The following is a 23380-nucleotide window of genomic DNA, read 5'->3' on the forward strand; positions in this document are numbered from 1 at the left end:
CCTCAGCATATTCCTGTCCGGCCGGGCAATGGCATAACGCGGTATCAATGAAGATGAATATCATTAGTGTAAGAACAAAAGCTGACCGCCACCCTAGAATCCCACTCTATGGCCAACTATTTTTTGATATTGGAGGTCGAACGTATGGATAAGATGAAAGTGAACTATGAAGTGATGCTGGGGTTGTATGCCGAATTTGTTCTGGATGAAGCGATTCGTAAATACAAAGAAGAGCATCTATATATAGAAATCGACAATGCGCTTGCCAAAGGCGACGAGCCTAAATTCCTGGAACTCACCAACGAACTAAAGGCACTGCGCTTGTAATGCATGGTAACTTTGCTCAGCTTTAGACACTCGGGGAATGTTTAAAAGATTTCATTTTTAAGCATTCCTTCGAATGTCTTTTTTGGTATGATGGGGTATGAACCTATCGGCAAAGGAGCAAGTACATATGAAATTCAGCGAAATTAAGGAGTCCGAATGGACAAGTCTCCAGCCTTATTTGGATACTTGCCTGTTACCCGTTACCGGTCTCAAGGGAGACGAAGAGCCTTGGCAGGCTGCTGCTGAACTAGAAAGGCTGCGGGATGTGCTGGATCTGATTGAAATACCCTATAAAGGCAGAACTGTAACCTACCCGGCATTGCACTATATAACGGAAGATGCCAGATTTGCCGACCATCTGGACGCTGTTTGTGAAAAATTGAAAGCGGGCGGTTTCCGATATGTCATATTGGTGACGGCCGGGGAGTTGAAGTTTTCCAAAGAAAGGAAGCAAGCGGACCTTATTATAAATCCCGCACTGTTCAAAGCGAATTTGGGCAGGACGAGAAGAACGGTCATTGATGAGCAAATCCTAGGTTTATGGCATGGCACAAGCGATCAAAAAGGGTAATTTAGCCCGTTCCGTCAAGGTTTCGACAAATGTGACAATTTGGCAAACATTTCGTGGCGGCGCCTTGCAAGAGTGTGTCTAAATTAAGGTGAAATTCTTGACGGTGTATATGACGTAATATATTATTATTATGTCCTAGTACGTCGTGAAATGGAATGAAACTTTTGAGACGTGAGAGTTGTCAGCAAAGGGGGTAGAATACGTATGAGTAACGAAAACAAGCAGAATCTGCCTGAATCCGCAGCCAAGAAGCCGAAGCGCCGTGAAATGACACGCCGCCAATTTTTGGCATATACGCTCGGAGGAACGACAGCTTTCCTGGCGGCAGGCCCGACAATTCCAATGGTCCGATTCGCAGTGGATCCTCTTCTGCGCAAGAAGGATACCGCCGCTTTCGTTAAAGTGGTTGAGGAAAGTAAGGTTACGACTGAACCTGTTTCTTACAAGTTTCAGGTACACCAGGTCGATGGCTGGTTTGAAAGCGATCCCGAATTCGAGGCTTGGATATTGAAAGACGACCAGAACAGGATTTACGCTCTTTCTCCTATCTGTAAGCATCTGGGTTGTACGATCGGCTGGAATAACGACCCTGCGACTCCGAACGAGTTCATGTGTCCTTGCCATAATGCGCATTACGACAAGAACGGCAAGAACCTGATCGTTGCGCCGACTCCGCTGGATGAGTATGAAGTGAAAGTGGACAACGGTTATGTGTACTTGGGCGGACTGAAACCGAATTCAAGAGTATAGGAGGCGTAACATCGGATGTTTAAGAATGTCTACAACTGGATAGATGAACGTCTTGATATCACGCCGGTTTGGAGAGACGTAGCGGACCACGAAGTACCCGAACACGTCAACCCGGCTCATCATTTTTCCGCTTTCGTTTATTGTTTTGGCGGTTTAACGTTCTTTATCACAGTAATCCAAATTTTATCAGGCATGTTCCTGACGATGTACTATGTGCCGGACATTATTAACGCATATGCAAGCGTTGACTATCTGCAGCATAAAGTTGCTTTCGGCGTAATCGTACGCGGTATGCACCACTGGGGTGCGAGTCTGGTTATCGTAATGATGTTTCTACATACCCTTCGTGTATTTTTTACGGGTTCCTACAAGGCTCCTCGCGAAATGAACTGGGTCGTAGGGATGCTGATTTTCTTCGTAATGTTAGGCCTTGGCTTTACAGGGTACCTGCTTCCTTGGGATAACAAAGCTTACTTTGCGACGAAGGTCGGGATCGAAATTGCGGCTTCCGTTCCGGTTGCCGGTCCGTACATTAAAGAATTCCTGCAAGGCGGTACGATCGTAGGAGCGCAGACGCTTACCCGTTTCTTCGCACTGCACGTATTCTTCCTGCCGGGCGTTCTTCTTGCTCTGCTAGGAGGACACTTCTTCATGATCCGCAGACAAGGGATTTCCGGTCCACTATAAGTTGAGCAGAGAGGAGGTAATCCTTTATGGCACACGGCCATGGTAACAAATCGAATGAGAAAGTGGTTTACGTCGGGGACTCCCGCGTTAAGAAAAACCCGAACACTTACATTCCGCCCGACTACACATCGTATCCGGGCAAATCAGAAGCATTCATTCCTAACTTTCTGTTGAAGGAATGGATGGTAGGCGCAGTCGTGATGGTAGGCTTCCTAGTGCTGACTGTAGCTGAACCTGCGCCGCTTGGCTATCCGGCGAACCCGTTGAACGGTTCTTTTATTCCTATGCCGGACTGGTACTTCTTGTTTATGTACCAGCTGCTTAAATATCCATACACTTCCCAAGATTATGTAGTGCTTGGAACATTAGGTGTACCGGGTATTTTATTCGGCGGACTGATGCTTGCCCCTTTCCTGGACACTGGCAAGGAGAGAAGGTTCTACCGTCGTCCGATTGCTTCGTCCCTGATGTTCTTATCGCTGATTGCCGTCATTTATTTGACGAATGTATCCTGGACGCACTACCAGCACGAGCTGGAGCTTACAGGTACGGTTCCCGAGCATATTGAGCGTGAGGAAAAGGCCAGAGAAGAAGCGGAGAAAGGCGGAGGCGGCGGAGGCACCAAGAAACCTGCTGTCATTCCTATCGTCGCTGAAGACGATCCGGGGGCACAACTGTATGCGAAAGCAACTTGTGTCACCTGTCACGGCGCCGATTTGAAAGGAATGCCGAATGCCAAGATTCCTGCATTACGCGGAGTCGGTGACCTTCATGACAAGGAAGCCATTCTGGGCATTATCTCCAACGGTTATGAACAGATGCCTGCACAGCATGATGCACTGATCGGATCAGGTTTCAGCGAACAGGACATCGATAAATTAGCAGATTGGTTGTCGAAACAGAAAGCTCCGGCAGCCGAGTAGCATCGCAAGACCTGACATCCCTTATACAGCTGAACAGGCTGAGGGGGGTCAGGTCTTTTTTTGAAAAATGATCCCATCAGCCGCATAAAGGAGCCTTGTCATTGAGACTTTCATTCTTTTGGAGCAAAGCGTTTCTGAAAAGCAGATGGATGCTTTGGAGTTTATTTATAACTAACTTTCTGGGAACGATTTACGGGTACATATGGTATGGTAATCAACTGAAAGTGACAGCCGCGGAAAGACCGGACTGGATGCTGATTTTCGTTCCCGATAGCCCGACGGCAAGCCTATTCTTCACTTTGAGCCTCATGTACCTGCTATGGGATTCCTATTCGGGGAAACAGAGGGATTCATGGGTGAGAAGACTGGTAGAGGCTTTTGCTGTCCTAACTTCCTTCAAGTATGGCATATGGGCAGTTACGATGATATTTGCGGCTGCCGCTCAAGGCGACACACTGGTTTGGCAGGATTGGATGCTTACCGTTTCACATTTGGGGATGGCCGTGGAAGTGTTGCTTTATGCCCGTTTTTACCGGTTAGGGTGGATCAGTTTAGCGGTGGTCTCCATTTGGACGCTTCTGAATGATTACATGGATTACGGACAATTGCTTTACCCGTGGCTGCCGGATGAACTTGACAATCAACTCGGGGCTGTAGAGCTATTCACTGTTTTACTCAGCATCGTCAGCATCGTAATCACGGCAATCTGCATCCGGTATAATCAGCGGCATAAGCAGGTCTAAAACAGGACATCCCCCCATAGATTGTGATAGGGGGGATGTCCTTTGTTATCGAACATGCGATGGGGATGGATACTGCTCCTGCTATATGCGGGAGCGGCAATAGCATTATCCGGCTGTGGTAATGAAAACCGCTCGGCTTACATGACTTTAGCCGGCGTAGAACAAAACGAGGAATTTCAAAAAACGAATCAGCTGAATCAGGCAGCAGACAAGATGTACAAGGCTGTATATGCTGCTGAGAGCTTCGAAGAAATTCTGGCGATCCGCCAGGAATTAAATAAATTTGGCGTCCGGCTGGTAAAGGTTAATTTCACCGGGATTACTTCCAAGGACGGTGCACGGGCACTGTATGATACACTCCTGGCTGCACAGACAGAATTTAACCGGGTACAATTTGACCAGGAGCAGGCTATAAAGGCGATAGCAAGGCTTAGACTGGCCACCGACGCATTGACGCATCCTACGCAGCCGATGTGGCTTCAATATTACCGCGGGATCGGCGAGGTAGTGGATCAGTTGGACCAGGCGGTAAAAGCATCAGACTGGGGACGGGCAATCACCGGTTTCAATGATTTGAAAGAACATTATGCTTTTATACGGCCAGCGGTATTGGTTCAGCGGCCGGTCCAGGAAGAGGAAAAGGTTACCTTTACATTAAAGTATTTGGAGAATGAGTTGTCGGAGCCTGACATATCAAAACGCCAGGTATTAATCGGCATCTCCAATTTACGGATGATGCTGTCCGATCTGTTTGCGAAAAAAGACACAGCCGTCTACAGTGCGGCTGTGTCTCCGGGAAATCCCTGGATCTGGTCCAGTGCCATAGGGGCGGCTATATTGACCGTTCTGACCTATGTTGGGTATGTAAGGTACAGGCACGAGAGAAATTATGTTCCTGTCCGGAAGGAGAGAAGAGGCGGCAAGGTTTATACCCTGTTTTAACATCTCATGACAGGTTAATGGCTCTCGTTACCACGGAATCCTTCACCAAGTACGTCATGAACATCGTTGATGATAACGAATGCTCTTGCATCTACAGAGTGCACGATTTCTTTGAGCTTTCTCGTTTCATGACGGTTCACGACACAATATAATACCTCTTTGGCCTGTTTGGAGTAAGCACCGGTCGCAGGGATGAGCGTTACGCCGCGGTCCATTTCTTTTGTAATCAGGTCCGCTATCTTGCTGCCGTGATTTGTAATAACCGTAAAAGCTTTAGCTGCATATGCGCCTTCCTGGATAAAATCGATGATTCTCGCTCCGATAAATACCGTGACAAGTGTGTAGAGAACCTTCTCGATCGGTATGTAAAATAGCGAAGCGCCGATTATGAGAGCATCCAGCAGCAAAATGACTTGTCCCATGCTAAATCCACGGTATTTTTGGGCAATGCGGGCAATGATATCGGATCCTCCGGTTGTGCCCCCCGCCCGAAAAACGATACCCAGGCCTCCGCCTACAGTGACGCCGGCGTACAAGGAAGCCAGAATAAAATCGTGCTCCGTTCTGAACGGTACGATTACACCGGATTCGATGAACGTTTCCATGAGCCATAAAAAGAAAGAGAACGAAAGCGTACCGAACACCGTGTAGGCGACCGAGCCGCGGCCGAGCGCTCTCCAGCCGAGAATAAATAAGGGAATATTCAGTACTAGTGTGGAGACGGAGGTGGGGATGTCGAGCGCATATTTCAATAAAATCGAGATCCCGGTAACGCCGCCTTCCATAAGCTCATTCGGAATGATGAAATAATGAAGTCCGAAAGCATAAATAGCAGTTCCAAGCATAATAGGAAGCAAAGTTTTGAAAATGATGTCTGGCAGGCTGTGTCGCATAGTCACGATCCTTCTCGCGGGTATAATGGAGTTGTAGTTCACCTACGAATCCATTATACCCATTTTCATTTTATTAGCAAAAAGGATTTGTTTTCACTCCCTCTTTACGATAACATAGGGGTTATAAAAAGATGACAGGATAGAGAGGGAATCCCATGCAGGAGAAGACATTGAAGGACATCCAGCAGGAAGTGGACCGTTATATTTCGCAGTTCAAGGAAGGCTACTTCTCACCGCTTGCGCTACTGGCCCGAATGTCCGAAGAAGTAGGAGAACTGGCGAGGGAAGTTAATCATACGTACGGCGAAAAACCTAAGAAACCGGACGAAGCCGACAATTCTATCGAGTTGGAACTAGGCGATATTCTGTTCATTACGGTTTGCTTTGCCAATTCGCTGGGCATCGATTTAACGGAAGCTCATGACAAAGTAATGCACAAATTTAACACAAGAGACGCGAATCGATGGACAAAAGTCAACACCGAAGAAAAGTAAGCATCATATGATGTACCATCACCTGTTATGTAATTTAGGAGGAGGATGGGCACATGGATGGGGAAGCATCGGTGAAAAAAGCGTACGAGGCTATATTGAATCACGACTTTGAAATGGCGATTGAATGGTTCGAAGAAGCGATTGCTATAGAACCTGAAAATGCTGCCTATCATTATAAGCTGTCCATTACGTATTCCAGAAGCGGAAAGTGGGCTAAAGCTAAGGAACATGCGGAACGTGCCTGCTCGCTCGACCCGGGCCAAGAGGAGTATAAACTTCAAATCCGCCTTTTGGAAGCGAAGGGGAATGTCCATCAGGCAGAACGGCTGGCGCAGGGGACTTCTTCCGATCTTCTTCACGCAATCAAGCTGCTGAAGAAGGCGATCGTCATGGATCCGTTGCTGGTGCAAGCCTACTTGCTTCTAGCTGAAATTTACAGAGAGTTTGCCGAGTTCGAAACGGCGGCTGCTTACGCTAAGGAAGCCTACAAGCTGGATCCGTCCAATCTTGCTGCTGCAAAGCTGGTACAGGATTGCGAGGCGAAATTCAGATACCGTAAATAATACGAAGCTGTAGAAGAAGGAGAACCGATATGCCGCAAAAGATCAAAGTTGCTGTCGCAGGAGCCAGAGGCCGAATGGGGCAGGAAGTTGTAAAGATGGTGCTGCAAGATCCTGAGCTGGAGTTAGTTGCAGCAGTAAGCCCTTCCGCTGCCGGCGTGGATGCGGGCAGGATGGTAGGAATGGAATCGGTGGGGGTACAAGTGGAATCGGAACTGGAAACGGCATTGCGAATCAGCAAGCCGGACGTTCTGGTTGATTTCACTACCCCTCAAACCGTGCTGCATAACACGGAGACCGCACTTAAGTATGGGGTTCGTCCCGTAATCGGGACAACCGGTTTTACGCCGGAAGATATCGAAAGACTGGACAAGCAATGTAAAGAGCTCGGCATCGGCGGTTTAATCGCGCCTAACTTTTCCATTGGAGCAATCCTTATGATGAAATTTGCAGCTGAAGCTTCCAAATACATGCCTCATGTTGAAATTATTGAATATCATGGTGATCAGAAACTGGACGCTCCGTCCGGAACCTCTATTAAAACGGCGGAGCTGATTTCGGAAGTCCGCCAGGAGCTGAGGCAGGGAAATCCGAAGGAAGAAGAGACGATCGACGGTGCAAGAGGCGGTTACTATAACGGATTCCGTATTCATAGCGTGCGTCTGCCAGGCGTGTTTGCTCAGCAGGAAGTGATCTTCGGCGCTTTCGGGCAAACGCTCAAGATCCGTCATGATTCTTATGACCGCGCAGGATATATGCCCGGCGTGAATCAGGCGGTCAAGAAAGTAATGACATACGCCGGAATGATTTACGGCTTTGAACACATTATGGACTAAGGGGATACATAAACGTATGTTGAATATAGCTTTTATTGCACATGACCGGAAGAAAGACGAGATGGTCAACTTTATCACGGCATATGAGCCCGTATTTGAAGGGCATAAGCTTTACTCTACCGGCACTACAGGTAAAAGGATCATGGACAATACGAAGCTTGAAATTCACCGCTTCATGTCCGGTCCGCTGGGCGGAGACCAGCAGATCGGAGCGATGGTAGCTGAGAACAAGATGGACCTGATCATCTTCCTTCGCGATCCGCTGATGGCACAGCCCCATGAGCCGGATATTATCGCACTCCTCCGCTTATGCGATGTGCAAGGTATCCCCGTGGCAACGAATATAGCAACGGCTGAGCTGCTTGTCAGGGCGCTGGACCGCGGCGATTTTGCGTGGCGCGAACTGGTGCACAAGTACAAGCCGGAAGCGTAAGGGGGGTGCCAACGTGTCAGCGAACCTTGATATTCTTGTGTTCGGAGCCCATCCGGACGATGCCGAGATCGGCATGGGAGGAACGATTGCTAAACATACCGCGGCCGGGCTGCGTGTAGGAATCTGTGATCTCACGCAGGCAGAGATGTCATCCAACGGTACGGTGGACCTCCGCAGGAAAGAAGCGGAAGAGGCTTCTTCTATTTTAGGGTTAGCCGTCCGTTCGAATTTAGCGTTAAAGGACCGGGGGTTGTTTATGACACCGGAGCATATAGATGCCATTACCCTGGAGATCCGTAAACATAGGCCCCGCCTTGTATTTGCGCCTTATTGGCAGGACAGGCATCCGGATCATATCCAATGCAGCCTATTGGTTGAACAAGCCGTGTTTAACGCCAAGCTGCGTAAAATGCTTCCGGAAGTGCCGCCATGCAGCGTGTCCCAACTCTATTTCTATTTCATAAACGATGTACATAAAGTAGATGTTATGGTGGACGTGACTGAAACGTACGGGCACAAAACAGCTTCGTTAAGAGCTTACCGCTCCCAATTTGAAGCTCCTTCTGCAGAGAATGGAATGGTGGAAACACCTTTAACACAGGAATACGTAGAACGTGTAGAAGCAAGAGACCGATTGCTGGGGCAGAAGCACCATGTACGGTATGCCGAAGGTTTTTCAAGCCGGCTGCCGCAAATGGTTCATCTATTTTAATTTGTTGGATAGCCTAAACATATAAGTTATTACAGAATATACGCTAAAGGACGGTTAGAAGATGGGAGACAGGCTGAAAATCGGAATTACGTGCTACCCGTCTCTGGGCGGTTCTGGCGTCGTAGCCACGGAGCTCGGCAAACTGCTTGCGGAAAAAGGCCATCAGGTCCATTTTATAACAAACAGCATTCCGTTCAGGCTAGGAAAGTTTCAGAAAAATATTTTTTATCATGAAGTGGAAGTTAATGATTATTATGTATTCCGCTATCCTCCGTACGATCTGTCATTAGCAAGCAAGATGGCTCAAGTGGCCCAGATGCAGCAGCTCGATGTCCTGCATGTGCACTATGCAGTGCCGCATGCCGTATGCGCTTTTCTTGCGAAGCAGATGGTAGGGGATCATTTAAAAGTTGTAACGACACTCCACGGTACGGACATTACCGTTCTTGCACAAGATGAATCGTTAAGCGACATTATCCGGCTGGGGATTAACAAAAGTGATGCGGTAACTGCTGTTTCCGACGATCTTCGCAAAGAAACAAGGTCGCTGTTATCCATTGATAAACCGATTGACCTCACTTATAACTTTGTAGATAAAAGGGTGTACTATCCGCGGGATGTATCGGGACAACGCCCTGATTTCGCGACGCCGAACGAGCGGATTTTGATGCACATTTCCAATTTCCGACCGGTGAAACGGGTGAGCGATGTGATAGATGTGTTTGCTAAAGTAGCTAAAGCGATGCCGGCGAAGCTGCTGCTGGTAGGCGAGGGGCCTGATTTACCCAAAGTTCAGTGTAAAATTAAGGAGCTTGGCCTGCAGGACCGGGTAGTGTTTCTAGGCAAACAAGACGATGTGGCGCAAGTCATATCGCTGGCGGATATTCTGCTGCTGCCATCGGAGAAGGAAAGCTTCGGCCTGGTAGCTTTGGAGGCAATGGCCTGCGGAGTCCCGACAGTCGGTTCAACGGCGGGCGGTATTCCGGAGCTTGTAACGCACGGCGAAACCGGATTTTTGGCACCAGTGGGCGATACGGAACTTATGGGCCAATACTGTATTACGATGTTATCCAACCCGAGCCTGTATGAACGGTTTAAGCAGGCCTGCCTGGATCGTGCGCGCTTCCAGTTCTGTAATGATCTGATTACTCACGAGTATGAGAAGATCTATTACAGGGTGCTAGGGAAAGAAATACCGTTGGAGAGTGTTGTGTGTGAGTAACCCGTGGAAGAACGAGTTGGAGCATGCGGCGGCAGATGTGCTGTATACGCTGGAACAAGCCGGCTATGAGGCCGTTATTGTTGGCGGATACGTACGGGACCGAATGCTGGGGAGAGCAGGGCAGGATATCGATATGGCTACCAGCGCATTGCCTGAACAGGTCATGCGTCTCTTTCCACGGACGGCTCCAACCGGGCTTCAGCACGGGACCGTCACGGTGATTTCGGGAAGCTTTACTTTCGAAGTGACGACGTACCGGAAAGAATCGGAGTACGAGGAGTACCGCAGACCCGGCAAAGTGGAGTTTGTGTCCGATCTGCACGAAGATCTGCGGCGCCGGGACTTTACGATGAATGCGATGGCGATGGATGCGAGAGCCAAGCTGATCGACCCTTGGGGCGGCATGGACGACCTGAAGGCTAAGGTGCTGCGGTGCGTCGGGGATGCCGACGCGCGCTTCCAGGAAGATGCGCTGCGCATGCTCCGCTGCGTGCGCTTTGCAGCTTCGTACGCGCTGGAAATCAGCGCGGACACCTGGACAGCGCTGCGCAAGCACCGCGCGCTGCTCACCCACATCGCGCGCGAACGGGTGCGCGCGGAGCTGGACCGCACGGTCGAGGGGCCGGACCCCGACCGTGGAGTGGATCTGCTGCAGGCGAGCGGCCTGCTGCAGCATGTCAAAGGCGGGCTGCCGCTGGCGCCGCTGTTCACAGCGGCGGCGGAAGCCGCCCCGCCGGCTGCGCCCGGCGAAGCCGGCCGCCTCGCGCGCGTGCAGCCGGCGTGGCTGCGCTGGGCGCAGCTGCTGCTGCTGGCGGGCCGCACGCAAGCCGAGGCGGAACCTTTGCTGCGCGCCCTCACCTTCCCGAACGGGAAGGCGGGGGCGGTAAGCAAAGTGCTCGGCGTGAGCGAGCGGCTGCAGCAGCAGGGTTTTGGGCGCGGCGCCTGGGTGCAGGCTGCGCTGCGGTTCGGGCGCGAGCCGCTGGAAGGCTGGCTCGCGCTGGCCGGAGCCGACCCGGCCGCAGCCGGCGGCGAACGCGGCGCCCGTGAGCGGGAGGCGTTCACCGAGTTGACGGCGAACGGACTGAGCTGGCTCGACGAGCTGCCCGTTGCGAAGCTGAGCGGCCTGGCCCTAAGCGGCGGGGAGCTGATGCAGGCATGGAATCGCAGGGGCGGTCCGTGGACCGGACAAGTGCTGGCAAGCCTGCTGGAAGACGCCGCGTTCGGGCGGGTTCCGAATGAGCGGGAAGCCCTGCTTTTGCGTGCGGAGCGGTATAGAGAGGACACGATGAATCATGAGCGAACCGATACTTGATGTATTCCGCGAACGCCCGGACGAATTCGTGTCGGGCGAGTACATAAGCGAAAAGCTGCAGTGCAGCAGAACGGCGGTCTGGAAACAGATCCGTAAACTGAAAGCGCAAGGATATGAATTTGAGGCGGTGCCGAGGCTTGGGTATCGGCTGAAGCAAGCAGCAGACCGCATTCAAGCCGAGATGCTCCAACGTGATCTGACAACACGGACGATCGGCAGAACGATAAGGATGCTGGATACAGTCGACTCCACACAGCGGGTTGCCCGCGAATGGGTAGCGGCGGGTGCTGAGGAAGGAAGCGTAGTGTTGGCTGAGGGGCAGACAGCCGGGCGTGGGCGGATGGAACGAAAGTGGCATTCCCCCCAAGGAAAAGGCATCTGGATGAGCCTTATTTTGAAACCGACCGTGCCGATACATTTTCTTCCCCAGTTAACGCTCCTCACAGCCGTTGCCCTCTGCAGAGCCGTTAAGCAGACGATTCCTGTAGAATGCGGCATTAAATGGCCTAATGACCTGTTAATCGGAGGCCGGAAAACGGCAGGAATCCTGCTTGAATCCAGTGCCGAAGACGAACGCCTGCGGTATGTGATTGCCGGTATCGGCGTTAGTGTAAACCTGACTGAGGAAGATTATCCTCCGGAGCTGCGCGAAATCGCTACCTCGTTAAGAATTGCTGCCGGGCATGCCGTGGACCGGACCGAATTGCTGCAAACTTTCTTTAAGCAATTTGAGGATTTATATGACTTGTACTTGCAGCAAGGCTTTGGACCTATCCGCACACTTTGGGAAGCTTCTAGCATTACCATTGGCCGGAAAGTATCGGTCAGGTCTGCTTCAGGTGACATCACCGGACTGGCTCTGGGTATAGATGAACATGGCGCACTGCTCCTCCAATTGGACGACGGGAATATCAAACCGGTTTATTCCGGAGATGTAGAAGCGAGAGCCTGAATATCGGTTTGTGGGAAATTAACAATGGTCAGCATCGTCGGCTTTTGTTATAATATAGGGGAAAGGCGGTATCTTTTGCAGAATCGCACTTTCCCCAAATATAGATAGTGTAATACGGACAATCTCATACTAACAATGTAGTATGTTGGATTCTGCTCTGAGCCGAAGGGACCGAGACAGAAGGATCATATGAAGTGGATTCTTGTGGAACGGGTGCCTTTTAGTTGTGAGCTAAAGGGTATTTTTTATGCCGATAATAAGTCAACACACCCCACAGGAGGAGTTAGCATGGGTAAAGTCAGTACAGCCAAATTAAAGCAAATGAAATCGGACGGTACACCGATCGCGATGATTACCGCATACGATTACCCTTCCGCTAAGTTAGCGGAGGAAGCAGGAGCCGACATTCTGCTTGTCGGGGATTCGTTAGGAAATGTGGTACTGGGTTACGATTCAACCATTCCGGTCACGATTGAAGATATGATTTATCATTCGAGGGTGGTAGCCAGAGCGGCAGCGCGGAGCTTTATCGTTACGGATATGCCGTTCCTTACCTACCACGGAAGCAGTGATGCGGTGCTCCGTCAGGTAGCCCGGGTGATGCAAGAAGGCCATGCGCACTCCGTCAAAATGGAAGGCGGACGTGAAATTGCCGGCAATGTGGAGACCGTTGTGAAGGCCGGAGTCCCTGTCATGGGACATTTGGGGCTTACCCCTCAATCCGTTCATCAGATCGGCGGATTTAAAGTGCAGGGCCGGGAACTGGCGCAAGCACAACAGTTAATCGAAGATGCGAAAGCATTAGAGCAGGCAGGCGTGTTCGCCATTGTGCTCGAGCTGGTTACGGAACAACTGGCACGCTTCGTATCCGAACAGGTATCGGTCCCTACGATTGGCATCGGGTCCGGGCGTTACTGTGACGGCCAGGTTCTTGTGTACCATGATGTTGTCCGCTACGCCTCCCCTTACCGGGATAAGAAATTTGTCAAAACCTACGCGGACTTGGAAAGCATCGTACGAAACGGAATCAGTGAATATGTGCGGGAAGTAAAAGAACGCAAGTTTCCGGACGAAAGCCATGTATTTGCCATGAACGAAGAATTAGTGCCGCACTTATACGGAACATCGGAGAAATAAAGGTTCCCGAACTTATAGATGAAGGCAGGTAAGATAGATGAAAGTTGTGGAAACGGTCAGCGGCATCAGGGAAACTTTAGCCAATATGCGGACTGCCCCTGGAAAGCGGTTGAAGGTAGGTTTTGTTCCTACGATGGGGTATTTGCATGAAGGACATCAATCGCTGTTATCGAAGGCTAAAGCGGAATGCGACATTGTTGTGCTCAGCATTTTCGTAAACCCCCTTCAATTCGGACCGAACGAAGATTTTGATAAATACCCTCGCGATTCGGAGCGGGATCTGCGATTGGCGGAGCAGTCAGGTTGTGACGTGGTGTTTATGCCTTCAGTACAGGAGATGTATCCGAATCCGATACGGACATCGGTATCGGTGAAAGGCGTAACTGAGCGGCTATGCGGAGCTTCGCGTCCGGGCCATTTTGACGGAGTGGCGGCTGTAGTGTTGAAGCTGTTCCATATCGTTCAGCCGGATAAAGCCTACTTCGGATTGAAGGACGCACAGCAGGTTGCCGTCATTTCGCAAATGGTATCCGATTTGAATGTACCTGTTGATATCGTTCCATGCCCCATTTTACGTGAGGCTGACGGGCTTGCCATGAGCTCCAGAAATGTATATTTATCCGCAGAGGAACGCAGGGAAGCCCTGGTGTTATCCAAAGCGCTTGGAATGGCGGAAAGGCTGGCGCAAGAGGAAGGTTTGACCTTTGAAGCTTTGCGCAATAAAATTGAGGGGGAGATTCGCTCCACTCCCCTGGCGGACATTGATTATATCGAAGTGCTCAGTTACCCTGAACTGGAACCAGTGGATCCTTCCATGGAAACAGTCAGCAGAACATCGGATATGATCGTAGCGCTTGCCGTCAAATTCGGTAAAACCAGATTGATCGATAATGTCATTCTTCATAGAAAATAAGGAACGTCCTAAGGAGAGGGGAGACCACATACATGTTCAGACATATGATGAAATCGAAAATTCACCGCGCGACGGTAACCGAAGCGAATCTGAACTATGTCGGCAGTATTACGATCGATGAAGATCTAATGGAAGCCACAGATCTATGGGCTAATGAGAAGGTCCAAATTGTGAATAACAATAACGGAGAGCGTTTCGAAACTTACGTCATTCCTGGAGAGCGCGGCAGCGGAGTCATTTGCCTGAACGGAGCAGCGGCACGGCGTGTGCAGCCGGGAGATCTGGTTATTATTATCTCCTATGCCATGATGACAAATGAAGAAGCGAAAAGTTATGAACCGAAAGTTGCCATTGTGGACGGAAATAACAAGGTCGTGCAGACGATGAAGGAAAAGCACGGCGTAGTGGTGTAAAGCTCTGGTTTCCCCCTTATGTAATCACTGGCATGGAGTATGAAAAGACCCCCGTAAACAAAGAATGAGGTTACAATGAGGTGTGACTCTTGCTTAAGGGGTGGGAAGATCATGATCAAGCCGATTTTTGCCTCGATGAACGAAGTGTTGGACGGGATACTTGCTGCTTATCCGACAGCCAGCGGGTCCGCTAAACTCGAACTGGACGACAAGCTGACGGTTCTGAAAGCAATGAGTGAAACCTTGATTGAGGAATGGCTGCTGTTTGAAGAAAAGCTTCGGAAGCTGCCGGCCGATCCTTCCGCCGACACCGATAGCACCCTGTCTAAACTGGCGGACGATGAACTGTTCGGTGAACCGTTCTTGGGGTCATCAGAAGACTTCAGGAAAGGACAGGGTTATTTCAAGCTCCTGATGTTTCACGAGTCGGTCCGTTATTTTTCGGAAGTGATTCGGAAACAGCCTGATTTTGTATTGGCCCGGCTTTATTTAGCTCTTTCTTATTTAAAAACAGGGGACTTGAATGAAGCTTACCCTCATTTTCAGATGATTATCCAGTTTACGGAGAATAAAAAGATGAAAGCCATCTCTTATAACGCCCTCGGGTGTATTCAAGCACAGCGGAATCATACCGAAAAAGCATGCGAATATTTCAAAGCCGCTTACAAAATGGATCCGTCCATTGCGGAGCCGCTGGCCAATTTGGAAGTATGCTCCCAAAATCAGGGTACGCTTAAGTTTGGTGCCGGTTTGACGCACTAGCGGGTAAGATGCATGGAGATTGGAGACAGGAATGAAATTCGCGGTTTTGGATTTCGAGACAACGGGAAGCGGCGCCTACGATGAAATCATACAAGTCGGCCTTGTTGTGATAGAAGATAAGGTTATTACAAGAAAATATGCTTCCTTTGTGAAGCCCACCGTGGAAATTCCCGCCTTTATTACACAGTTGACCGGGATTACCGAAGAGGATGTCAAGGACGCTCCGCCGATCGATGATGTTCTCCTTGAGATGATCCCTTTGCTCGATGACGCGGTATTGGTGGCTCATCATGCCCCATTTGACGTCGGATTTCTGCAGAGAGCTCTGGAGCATGCCGGGTATTTGCCGTTTGCAGGCAGAGTGCTGGATACGCTGGATTTTCTGCGTATCCTTTTTCCGCTTTTACCCAGCCTGCAGCTGTCCATGGTTTGCCGGGAGATGGGGATCCAACACGACCGCCCTCACCAGGCTGACAGCGACGCAGAAGTGACCGGAGAAGTCTGGATCCGGTGTATGGATAAATTAAGCGATTTATCGTTATTAACCCTGCAGCGTTTGTCCGCATTGTTTGCGGATGAAGGTACGGACTTTGCCTGGTTTATACATGAACAAAGGACACACAAAGAACTGTCTACCTCTTTTGATGAACAGGCAGGCAAATACTATCGTCAATTTGAAATGAATGTGGAAGAGTGGCCTGATGAGAACGGACCGCGGGAAGACAGCGGCGAGGATGCGTTGAATCATGTTCCATTTGACCAGTTTTACATTGAGCTGAAACAAAAGCTCCAGGGCGGATTGAAGAACTACGAAGACCGCAGCAGCCAAGAGCAAATGATAAGCGAGGTTCACGATTCGCTGGAAAGCGATAAGCACTTGCTTATCGAGGCTGGAACAGGCACAGGAAAATCACTCGGGTATTTGATACCTTCCCTGTACTACGGGATCCGCAGAGGCAAAAAGGTCATTGTCAGCACTCATACGATTAATCTTCAGGAACAGCTTAGAGAACGTGATTTGCCTTTATTGGAGAATATTTTCCCTGTCGAATTCAAGGCGTCGGTGCTGAAAGGGAGAAGTCATTATTTGTGCCTGCGTAAATTTGAGCATAAGATCAATTCCGGTGACTTCGAAAGCCCGAAAGAGGATCTGATGACGGCTGCACAGATGATTGTATGGCTTAGCCAAACCAAACACGGCGATGAAGAGGAAATCCATTTTGGAAATAAAGGCGCTGAGTTTTGGCAAACGGTGCAGAGCGACGCGGATTCCTGCCTGAATAGGGCTTGTCCGTGGTTTCGCAGATGCTTTTACCACAGAGCCCGGCATGAAGCAAACTTGTCGGATGTGGTGATTACGAACCACTCGCTGTTATTTACCGATGTGAAAGCAGATCACCGAATTCTTCCGTCTTACGATCATCTGGTCGTTGATGAAGCCCATCATTTTGAAGAAGTAGCCGGAAAACATTTGGGCATGAATGTCGGATACTTTACTATTGTTAATCTGCTGCTGCAGCTGTTAAAAGACAGCCGTTCCGGCCAGGTGCCTCACCTTAGGCAGATGATACAACTGTCCGGACAAGAGAAAAGTACAGAGTGGGTAGACCTTGTCGATGCAGTTATCCCCAAGCTGATAGAGGCTAAGGAACATTGGGATAAGCTGACAGAGCTGCTGTATGCGATCATGGCCGGGAACACATCTCAAGATGCATCCCAAGGGGAAACCGGACAACTGGTACTTCGGATCAAGAAGGACCATCTTCCGGAAGAATGGGATACACTGGCATCCATTGAGGATAATTTGTATTTGGAGCTCAATGACAGTGTCAGGAAATTAGAGAAACTGGTCTCGGAATTGAAGGAAGACGAAGAATCCGACCTGTATCAGCCTGCAGTAGACCTTACCGGAACGTTAAGGGATTTGGCTGCTGCTAAAGATAATATACGCTCTTTTATGAAGCTCAGCGAGCCGGATCATGTGTATTGGCTGGAAGCGAACTCGTACTACAAGAGCAAATCCTTGCAGTTGATGGCTGTGCCGGCTGATGTGAGCTCGCAGCTTAGAGAAAGGTTCTTTGAACCGAAACACAGTGTCATTATGACTTCGGCTACCCTCTCGGTGGATAAATCCTTCCAGTATGCCTCGGAGCAGCTAGGTCTGGATGCGATGGCCGCTACCGATAAAGTGAGGACGAAGCTGCTGGCGTCGCCGTTTAATTACCGCAAACAGGCGCTGGTCTGTATCCCGCGTGATTTCCCTGGTGTTCGGGGTCCTGGCGGTGAGGCTAAATTCATTGAAACTCTTGGAGGCTCTTTGAAGGAAGTTGCTCTAGAGACGAAAGGCAGGATGCTGGTACTCTTTACGTCCTACAGGATGCTCAAACAGGTTCATCAAGCGCTGAAAGACGAATTGGCCGGTCACGGCATCCAAGTGCTGGGGCAGGGAATTGACAGCGGCAACCGTTCGAAACTGACCCGCATGTTCCAGGATAGTCCTGCGGCAATCCTTCTGGGAACCAGCTCGTTCTGGGAAGGTGTGGATATTCCAGGTCAAGCATTAAGCTGTCTGGTCATCGTCCGTCTTCCGTTTCAGCCGCCGAACCACCCGCTTGTTGAAGCCAAGTCGGAAATTTTGCAGAAGCAAAACAAGAACCCGTTCATGAAGCTTTCGGTACCGCAAGCGGTTATCCGGTTCAAGCAAGGATTCGGACGTCTTGTGCGCACGGCATCGGATAAAGGGATTGTGATCATATATGATACAAGAGTACTTGATACCTACTACGGGAAACATTTTTTGTATTCCCTGCCCGGTCCCAAAATTGAACATATGAGTTTAAAACAATTGGTGCCAAGAATACGTACTTGGCAGGAAACCGGGGAGTAACCGAAACGGTAATGGGACGAGTGAGAACCATGGGAAGTTGCAGTACTATGCAGGGGGGAAACTAAGTTGAAAACACCGAAAATTTCAGAAGCGGTAGTGCGAAGGCTGCCGGTCTACCTGAGGTTCCTGAACGAACTGAAAGCGAATGAAGTGTTGACCGTTTCTTCTCAGGATCTCGGCCAGAAGCTGGATTTGAACCCGGCACAGATCCGTAAGGATTTAGCCCATTTCGGTGAATTCGGCCGAAAGGGAATCGGGTATGATGTGTCTTACCTGATTGAGAAAATAAGGGCTATCCTCAAGCTCGACCGGGTGATGAACGTTGCGTTGGTGGGGGCCGGAAACTTGGGCCGTGCTTTAAGCAATTATAATGCCTATTTGAAAGACAATATGAAAATCGTAGCCATATTCGATAATGTGCCTTCCAAAGTGGGAGAAACGGTTAACAACCTTCAAGTACAGCCAATGAGCGAATTGGCGTCCACGGTTAAGAACAGGGAAATCAGAATCGGGATTATTACTGTTCCCGCTGCGGAAGCTCAGAATGTAGCAGATAGTTTCGCGGCTGCGGGAATCGAGGCCATCCTGAATTTTGCACCTGTCATATTGAAGGTTCCTTCCCATATCAGGATTCATCACGCGGATTTCACCACGGATTTGCTGAGCCTGGCATATTACATTGAAGAAGAAGAGGAGCACGAATAGAATTTGGATAACAAACCCCCTGGACTCGCGGATTGAGCAGGGGGTTCCCTCTTTTGCAGGCTGTCATACCGTAAAATTGGATAAAGCTGCTATGAATTTGCGTTATGTTGCAAAACGCTGGTGAACCATGTAGAGTTAAAAACAGGATAGGAAGCTTCCATGAAAGGAATGGATCGATTGACGAAGCGATTATGGATCCGCAATGCGGCCATCATTACTATGGATGAAGAAATGCCTTTTATCCAGGGGCATTTGATTACTGAAAATGACAGAATTACCTACATAGGGACAGAAGCGCCGGAAGATCAAGGGCAATTTACAGAGATTGTGGACGGAACACACAAAGTGATTATGCCCGGCCTTGTAAATACGCATAATCATGCGGCCATGTCTTTCCTGCGCGGTTATGCCGACGACTTGAACCTCCAGGTATGGCTGCAGGAGAAAATGTGGCCGATCGAAGGAAAGTTCACAGCTCTTGATGTAAAATGGGGAACAGCTCTGTCGGTGCTTGAGATGCTCAAAGGCGGCACGACCACTTTTGTGGATATGTACGACCATATGGGGGAAGTCGCCAAGGTGGTCGAGATGTCCGGTATGCGCGGATGCCTTACCCGCGGCGTGATCGGACTTGTACCGCCAGAGGTGCAGCAAGCGAAGCTGGAGGACGCTGTGTCCTTTGCCAAAGAGTGGCATGGCCAAGCGGGCGGGAGAATTACAACGATGATGTCGCCTCATGCTCCGTATACCTGCCCGCCTGATTACATCGAGAAGATCGTGCAGGCTGCACATGATTTGGATTTGCCAATCCATACGCATATGTCCGAATCGCCGGGCGAGGTGGAGCAGAATGTGAAGCAGTACGGGGAACGTCCAGTAGAGCATCTTCGCAAACTCGGTGTTTTCGGGCGGCCGACATTGGTTGCCCATGCCGTGCACTTGACGGATGAAGAGATCGATGTGTTGAAGCAGTATGACGTCCGCGTATCCCACAATGCGGGGAGCAACCTGAAATTGGCGAGCGGCATTGCCCGCGTTCCTGACCTGCTTAGGGCAGGCGTGCTGGTATCGCTTGGAACAGACAGCTCTGCCAGCAACAACAATTTGGATATGTTCGAGGAAATGAGGCTTGCCGCCTTAATTCATAAGGGCGTTTCAGGCGATCCGACCGCTGTCCCGGCAGGTACGGCTCTCCGGATGGGCACTGCGGACGGTGCGCGTTCGATCTGGCTGAATGATACAGGCATGCTCAAGGCCGGTATGAAAGCGGACTTTATTGCCTTGGATGCCGATCAGCCTCATTTTTATCCCAAATCAAATTTTATCTCTCACATCGTATACTCCGCATCCGCTAAAGATGTTACCGACGTATGGGTGGACGGAGAGCAGTTGGTAAGGAAAGGAATTTGCCTGACTCTTGATGAAGAGCAGGTAAAATATGAATTCTCCCGCTGTTTCGAGCGTTTGACGCAGTAACGGAAGTACAGGAGGCAAGCAAGTGTTCAGAAATAAAAGAGCCGTTGTCGTCATCATATTAGGCATTATCCTGGCTGCCGTGGCGTTGAACCGGTTTTACTATTACATTCAGCTGGATCATTGGACCGCCCAGCAGAAAGCTGTTCAAGCCGCAAAGAAAGGAGCGGGAATCACGCAAGTGGACCGCATCGATTCTTATGTGTGGGATGAGGCTTATTATGTAGTAACAGGTAAGAACAAAGACGGGGAACAACTGCTGGTGTGGATGCGGGAAGACGGAAGCCGTCTGGAGTGGGAACTGGCTTCTCACGGTTCTAACCGCCAGCAGATTCGCAACTTGGTTGAAGGGCGTTCCCCAGGGGCTGCGATCCTCCGGATACAGCCCGGGAAGATGAAGGGCGCATATGTTTGGGAAGTGTTTTATAAGTATAATGACGGCAGCGGGGAACGTTATTTTTATGATTTCTACCAATGGAAAGACGCCAAATATATTGTTACTTACAAGATGAGCAAACACTAATCTCATATATTTTAATTCCAGAAAGGGGGGCTGCCGAAGGGAACGACGGTGGCCTCTTTCTGTCTATTTTTTTGCTCACAGGGCTGTCACAAGTAAGATAGAAAATAGTATAGCAAATGTGATATACTACATTTATTGATTAGTGTATATACTCCATTTTATAGAAAGGAGGCGTCAACATGAAATTGCGTCTCTTACCTATCGCAATTACAGTTATTCTTTCTGCCGGCCTTTTATTTGGAGGTTGGTTTATATATCAAAGCGTTGCCGTTGAGAATCCTCTAACTGCCGTTGTGGACAGCACTCCGGGAGTAGAAAAGGCGCAAACCAGCTTTGGTGACGACAGCATTGATATTCAGCTGCAGCTGAAAGCAGATGCAAATGCCAGAGAAGTCTATCAACACATTGCCCGTGAAGGAGCTTCGATCATTGGAGGACGGGAACTGAAATTGAATGTCACCAACAAGACCTCACCTGTTTTAGAAAAGATTTGGTCTCAAGGATTGTTCCAAGTAGCTGAAGCGATGGAAACAAAGCATTATGCTGACATTCCGGCGGCTTTGGAGAAACTGGCCAAGGCGCATTCCGGGTTGAAAGTGTCTACTGAAATGGACGAAGATAATGTTTATATTCGTTTAAGTGAAGGCAGCACAAGCAAGTTTGTAATTCTTCCGCGCATTCCTGCACAGATGGGAGTATGGACGCCATGAGTAAATACGGTAAAGAAATTTTAATTGGATTAGTACCCGTGATTTTTGCTTTCTTAATCTATCGGGGCTATAATGTCATTCCTTTGATTATGGCCTCCGCTTTCATTATTGCATTGTATTTTATGGCCAAAACCCGTACCGGAAGCGTAGGCGTGACATCTGGCTCCAAAGGCCGGACCAAGCCGTCCGTTAAGATGACGTTTGAAGACATCGGCGGTCAGGACAGCGCCAAGAAAGAGCTTGTCGAAGCGCTGGACTTTCTAATTAAGCATGAAGAGATTAAGAAGTTCGGCATCCGCCCGCTGAAAGGAATTCTGTTAACCGGTCCTCCGGGAACAGGGAAGACGCTGTTAGCGAAAGCGTCCGCTAGCTATACGAATTCCGTATTCATGTCGGCAGCGGGCAGCGAATTCGTAGAAATGTACGTCGGTGTCGGCGCAAGCCGGATTCGGGATTTGTTTAAAGAAGCCCGTACACGCGCGGAGAAGGAAAAGAAAGACAGTGCCATTATTTTTATAGATGAGATCGATGTCATTGGCGGTAAGCGTGACGGAGGACAGCAGCGGGAGTACGATCAGACGCTGAACCAGCTTCTGACAGAGATGGACGGAATGCACACCTCTACGTCTCCCCGGATTCTGATTATGGCTGCAACGAACCGTAAAGAAATGCTGGATAGTGCGCTGCTCCGTCCCGGCCGGTTCGACCGCCACATTCAGGTGGATCTGCCGGACAAAAAGGGACGTTTGCATATTTTGAACATTCATGCAAAGAACAAACCTTTAGCCGAAAATATCAGCTTGGATAAAATAGCGCAGGAGGCATACAATTTCTCAGGCGCCCAGTTAGAGAGCCTGATGAACGAGGCTGCCATTTATGCGATGCGCGACAACCAGACCACGATCGAGCAGCGTCATATGTCGCTGGCGGTAGACAAAGTGCTCATGGGTGAGAAAACCGACAGGGAATCTACCCGCGAGGAGAAAGAACGAGTAGCCATGCATGAACTTGGCCATGCGATTATCGCCGAGGCCGTCCGTCCTGGTTCTGTATCGCAGGTTGCCTTGACACCGCGCGGTCAGGCTCTTGGATATGTACGGCATAATCCTCAGAAGGATCAGTATCTGTATACCAAAGATTATCTGGAAGGCCAAATCATGATTGCTTTAGGCGGAGCTTCTGCGGAAGAGATTTTCTACGGCTCCCGCAGTACAGGATCGCGAAATGACTTCGAGCAGGCGGTAAATCTCGTTCGCACGATGATCGATTCCGGTCTGACGAAGCTTGGCATTGTGAATCCCGAGATGCTTTCCAAGGAAGAGTACTCTAAAGAGAACAATGAAATTTTGGAAGAACTCGCAAGTTCCACAAAAATGCTTTTGGAACAATACCGGATCGTGTTTGAGCAGTCACTGGACATTTTGATGAAAGAAGAAGTGTTGTCCGGGGACCAGTTCCGTCAACTGATGGAACAATGCAGGCAAAGAGTGACCGCATAAT

At 49.7% G+C, this 23380-nt stretch carries 26 protein-coding genes; 25 read left to right on the forward strand and 1 reads right to left on the reverse strand.

Features of this window, described 5'->3' with window-relative positions:
* The first annotated feature begins 144 nt into the window (after positions 1–144).
* The 7 genes from ACFSUF_RS06300 (at position 145) to ACFSUF_RS06330 (ending at position 4943) form a co-directional block, all read left to right on the forward strand.
* Positions 145–327, forward strand: coding sequence for an IDEAL domain-containing protein (locus ACFSUF_RS06300; RefSeq protein WP_377601222.1), 183 nt, complete (start codon positions 145–147; stop codon positions 325–327).
* Between the two features lie 127 nt (positions 328–454).
* The gene (locus tag ACFSUF_RS06305; RefSeq protein ID WP_377601224.1) at positions 455–898 is read left to right on the forward strand and encodes a DUF2487 family protein; all 444 of its coding nucleotides are present in this window, start codon (positions 455–457) and stop codon (positions 896–898) included.
* A 204-nt stretch (positions 899–1102) separates the two neighbouring features.
* Positions 1103–1648 (forward strand): ubiquinol-cytochrome c reductase iron-sulfur subunit, encoded by a 546-nt coding sequence (locus tag ACFSUF_RS06310; protein WP_377601226.1) that lies wholly within the window; start codon positions 1103–1105, stop codon positions 1646–1648.
* A 15-nt stretch (positions 1649–1663) separates the two neighbouring features.
* The gene (qcrB, locus tag ACFSUF_RS06315) at positions 1664–2335 is read left to right on the forward strand and encodes a menaquinol-cytochrome c reductase cytochrome b subunit (RefSeq protein ID WP_377601227.1); all 672 of its coding nucleotides are present in this window, start codon (positions 1664–1666) and stop codon (positions 2333–2335) included.
* A 26-nt stretch (positions 2336–2361) separates the two neighbouring features.
* Positions 2362–3258, forward strand: a complete 897-nt coding sequence (locus tag ACFSUF_RS06320) for a c-type cytochrome (protein WP_377601229.1) — start codon at positions 2362–2364, stop codon at positions 3256–3258.
* A 101-nt stretch (positions 3259–3359) separates the two neighbouring features.
* Complete coding sequence (locus ACFSUF_RS06325) at positions 3360–4001, forward strand: DUF1405 domain-containing protein (RefSeq protein WP_377601231.1); 642 nt, start codon at positions 3360–3362, stop codon at positions 3999–4001.
* 42 nt (positions 4002–4043) lie between these two features.
* Positions 4044–4943, forward strand: coding sequence for a sporulation protein YpjB (locus ACFSUF_RS06330; protein ID WP_377601233.1), 900 nt, complete (start codon positions 4044–4046; stop codon positions 4941–4943).
* Positions 4944–4957: 14 nt separating this feature from the next.
* Here ACFSUF_RS06330 and ACFSUF_RS06335 read toward each other — a convergent pair whose 3' ends face one another.
* Positions 4958–5836, reverse strand: a complete 879-nt coding sequence (locus ACFSUF_RS06335; protein ID WP_377601235.1) for a YitT family protein — start codon at positions 5834–5836, stop codon at positions 4958–4960.
* Between the two features lie 155 nt (positions 5837–5991).
* Here ACFSUF_RS06335 and ACFSUF_RS06340 point away from each other — a divergent pair, with 155 nt between their 5' ends.
* From ACFSUF_RS06340 to ACFSUF_RS06425, 18 genes are all read left to right on the forward strand, one after another.
* Positions 5992–6330: a nucleotide pyrophosphohydrolase gene (locus ACFSUF_RS06340; RefSeq protein WP_377601236.1), complete on the forward strand. Its 339-nt coding sequence runs from the start codon at positions 5992–5994 to the stop codon at positions 6328–6330.
* Positions 6331–6383: 53 nt separating this feature from the next.
* Positions 6384–6893, forward strand: a complete 510-nt coding sequence (locus ACFSUF_RS06345; protein ID WP_377601238.1) for a tetratricopeptide repeat protein — start codon at positions 6384–6386, stop codon at positions 6891–6893.
* A 29-nt stretch (positions 6894–6922) separates the two neighbouring features.
* A complete protein-coding gene (gene dapB / locus ACFSUF_RS06350; protein ID WP_377601240.1) occupies positions 6923–7726 on the forward strand; it encodes a 4-hydroxy-tetrahydrodipicolinate reductase in 804 nt (267 codons plus the stop codon).
* A gap of 16 nt (positions 7727–7742) precedes the next feature.
* On the forward strand, positions 7743–8159 hold the full coding sequence (locus tag ACFSUF_RS06355; RefSeq protein ID WP_377601241.1) for a methylglyoxal synthase: 417 nt from the start codon (positions 7743–7745) through the stop codon (positions 8157–8159).
* A gap of 13 nt (positions 8160–8172) precedes the next feature.
* Positions 8173–8871, forward strand: coding sequence for a bacillithiol biosynthesis deacetylase BshB1 (gene bshB1, locus ACFSUF_RS06360; RefSeq protein WP_377601243.1), 699 nt, complete (start codon positions 8173–8175; stop codon positions 8869–8871).
* A 61-nt stretch (positions 8872–8932) separates the two neighbouring features.
* Positions 8933–10093, forward strand: a complete 1161-nt coding sequence (bshA, locus tag ACFSUF_RS06365) for an N-acetyl-alpha-D-glucosaminyl L-malate synthase BshA (RefSeq protein WP_377601245.1) — start codon at positions 8933–8935, stop codon at positions 10091–10093.
* On the forward strand, positions 10086–11405 hold the full coding sequence (locus tag ACFSUF_RS06370; protein ID WP_377601247.1) for a CCA tRNA nucleotidyltransferase: 1320 nt from the start codon (positions 10086–10088) through the stop codon (positions 11403–11405). The genes bshA and ACFSUF_RS06370 overlap by 8 nt, the downstream gene beginning before the upstream one ends.
* Positions 11386–12357 carry a biotin--[acetyl-CoA-carboxylase] ligase gene (locus ACFSUF_RS06375; protein ID WP_377601249.1) on the forward strand — a complete coding sequence of 324 codons (972 nt, stop codon included), beginning with the start codon at positions 11386–11388 and terminating at the stop codon, positions 12355–12357. Before ACFSUF_RS06370 ends, ACFSUF_RS06375 begins: the two co-directional genes overlap by 20 nt.
* A gap of 288 nt (positions 12358–12645) precedes the next feature.
* Entirely contained in the window at positions 12646–13494 is an 849-nt protein-coding gene (panB, locus tag ACFSUF_RS06380) for a 3-methyl-2-oxobutanoate hydroxymethyltransferase (protein ID WP_377601250.1), read from the forward strand.
* Between the two features lie 37 nt (positions 13495–13531).
* On the forward strand, positions 13532–14407 hold the full coding sequence (panC, locus tag ACFSUF_RS06385) for a pantoate--beta-alanine ligase (protein ID WP_377601252.1): 876 nt from the start codon (positions 13532–13534) through the stop codon (positions 14405–14407).
* Positions 14408–14439: 32 nt separating this feature from the next.
* Positions 14440–14820, forward strand: coding sequence for an aspartate 1-decarboxylase (panD, locus tag ACFSUF_RS06390; protein ID WP_377601254.1), 381 nt, complete (start codon positions 14440–14442; stop codon positions 14818–14820).
* 111 nt (positions 14821–14931) lie between these two features.
* Positions 14932–15582 (forward strand): tetratricopeptide repeat protein, encoded by a 651-nt coding sequence (locus ACFSUF_RS06395; protein ID WP_377601256.1) that lies wholly within the window; start codon positions 14932–14934, stop codon positions 15580–15582.
* A gap of 31 nt (positions 15583–15613) precedes the next feature.
* Positions 15614–18469, forward strand: coding sequence for an ATP-dependent DNA helicase DinG (gene dinG, locus ACFSUF_RS06400; RefSeq protein ID WP_377601258.1), 2856 nt, complete (start codon positions 15614–15616; stop codon positions 18467–18469).
* Between the two features lie 66 nt (positions 18470–18535).
* Positions 18536–19174 carry a redox-sensing transcriptional repressor Rex gene (locus ACFSUF_RS06405; RefSeq protein ID WP_377601260.1) on the forward strand — a complete coding sequence of 213 codons (639 nt, stop codon included), beginning with the start codon at positions 18536–18538 and terminating at the stop codon, positions 19172–19174.
* Positions 19175–19393: 219 nt separating this feature from the next.
* Positions 19394–20650 (forward strand): amidohydrolase, encoded by a 1257-nt coding sequence (locus ACFSUF_RS06410; protein WP_377601760.1) that lies wholly within the window; start codon positions 19394–19396, stop codon positions 20648–20650.
* Between the two features lie 22 nt (positions 20651–20672).
* A complete protein-coding gene (locus ACFSUF_RS06415) occupies positions 20673–21170 on the forward strand; it encodes a cell wall elongation regulator TseB-like domain-containing protein (RefSeq protein WP_377601262.1) in 498 nt (165 codons plus the stop codon).
* A 179-nt stretch (positions 21171–21349) separates the two neighbouring features.
* Positions 21350–21880: a hypothetical protein gene (locus tag ACFSUF_RS06420; protein WP_377601264.1), complete on the forward strand. Its 531-nt coding sequence runs from the start codon at positions 21350–21352 to the stop codon at positions 21878–21880.
* Positions 21877–23379, forward strand: coding sequence for an AAA family ATPase (locus ACFSUF_RS06425; protein WP_377601266.1), 1503 nt, complete (start codon positions 21877–21879; stop codon positions 23377–23379). The genes ACFSUF_RS06420 and ACFSUF_RS06425 overlap by 4 nt, the downstream gene beginning before the upstream one ends.
* The last annotated feature ends 1 nt before the right edge of the window (position 23380 follow it).

The organism is Paenibacillus gansuensis (assembly GCF_042684925.1).
Classification (GTDB): Bacteria; Bacillota; Bacilli; order Paenibacillales; family DY6; genus Paenibacillus_N; species Paenibacillus_N gansuensis.

Excerpts from the sequence above, each read along its gene's own strand:
- ACFSUF_RS06345 (WP_377601238.1), top strand. The coding sequence starts at position 6,384 with ATGGATGGGGAAGCATCGGTGAAAAAAGCGTACGAGGCTATATTGAAT.
- ACFSUF_RS06320 (WP_377601229.1), top strand. The coding sequence starts at position 2,362 with ATGGCACACGGCCATGGTAACAAATCGAATGAGAAAGTGGTTTACGTC.
- ACFSUF_RS06335 (WP_377601235.1), bottom strand. The coding sequence starts at position 5,836 with ATGCGACACAGCCTGCCAGACATCATTTTCAAAACTTTGCTTCCTATT.
- ACFSUF_RS06375 (WP_377601249.1), top strand. The coding sequence starts at position 11,386 with ATGAGCGAACCGATACTTGATGTATTCCGCGAACGCCCGGACGAATTC.
- ACFSUF_RS06410 (WP_377601760.1), top strand. The coding sequence starts at position 19,394 with ATGGATGAAGAAATGCCTTTTATCCAGGGGCATTTGATTACTGAAAAT.
- panC (WP_377601252.1), top strand. The coding sequence starts at position 13,532 with ATGAAAGTTGTGGAAACGGTCAGCGGCATCAGGGAAACTTTAGCCAAT.
- panD (WP_377601254.1), top strand. The coding sequence starts at position 14,440 with ATGTTCAGACATATGATGAAATCGAAAATTCACCGCGCGACGGTAACC.
- panB (WP_377601250.1), top strand. The coding sequence starts at position 12,646 with ATGGGTAAAGTCAGTACAGCCAAATTAAAGCAAATGAAATCGGACGGT.
- ACFSUF_RS06355 (WP_377601241.1), top strand. The coding sequence starts at position 7,743 with ATGTTGAATATAGCTTTTATTGCACATGACCGGAAGAAAGACGAGATG.
- dapB (WP_377601240.1), top strand. The coding sequence starts at position 6,923 with ATGCCGCAAAAGATCAAAGTTGCTGTCGCAGGAGCCAGAGGCCGAATG.
- ACFSUF_RS06340 (WP_377601236.1), top strand. The coding sequence starts at position 5,992 with ATGCAGGAGAAGACATTGAAGGACATCCAGCAGGAAGTGGACCGTTAT.
- qcrB (WP_377601227.1), top strand. The coding sequence starts at position 1,664 with ATGTTTAAGAATGTCTACAACTGGATAGATGAACGTCTTGATATCACG.
- ACFSUF_RS06305 (WP_377601224.1), top strand. The coding sequence starts at position 455 with ATGAAATTCAGCGAAATTAAGGAGTCCGAATGGACAAGTCTCCAGCCT.
- ACFSUF_RS06420 (WP_377601264.1), top strand. The coding sequence starts at position 21,350 with ATGAAATTGCGTCTCTTACCTATCGCAATTACAGTTATTCTTTCTGCC.
- ACFSUF_RS06310 (WP_377601226.1), top strand. The coding sequence starts at position 1,103 with ATGAGTAACGAAAACAAGCAGAATCTGCCTGAATCCGCAGCCAAGAAG.
- bshA (WP_377601245.1), top strand. The coding sequence starts at position 8,933 with ATGGGAGACAGGCTGAAAATCGGAATTACGTGCTACCCGTCTCTGGGC.
- dinG (WP_377601258.1), top strand. The coding sequence starts at position 15,614 with ATGAAATTCGCGGTTTTGGATTTCGAGACAACGGGAAGCGGCGCCTAC.
- ACFSUF_RS06300 (WP_377601222.1), top strand. The coding sequence starts at position 145 with ATGGATAAGATGAAAGTGAACTATGAAGTGATGCTGGGGTTGTATGCC.
- ACFSUF_RS06425 (WP_377601266.1), top strand. The coding sequence starts at position 21,877 with ATGAGTAAATACGGTAAAGAAATTTTAATTGGATTAGTACCCGTGATT.
- ACFSUF_RS06395 (WP_377601256.1), top strand. The coding sequence starts at position 14,932 with ATGATCAAGCCGATTTTTGCCTCGATGAACGAAGTGTTGGACGGGATA.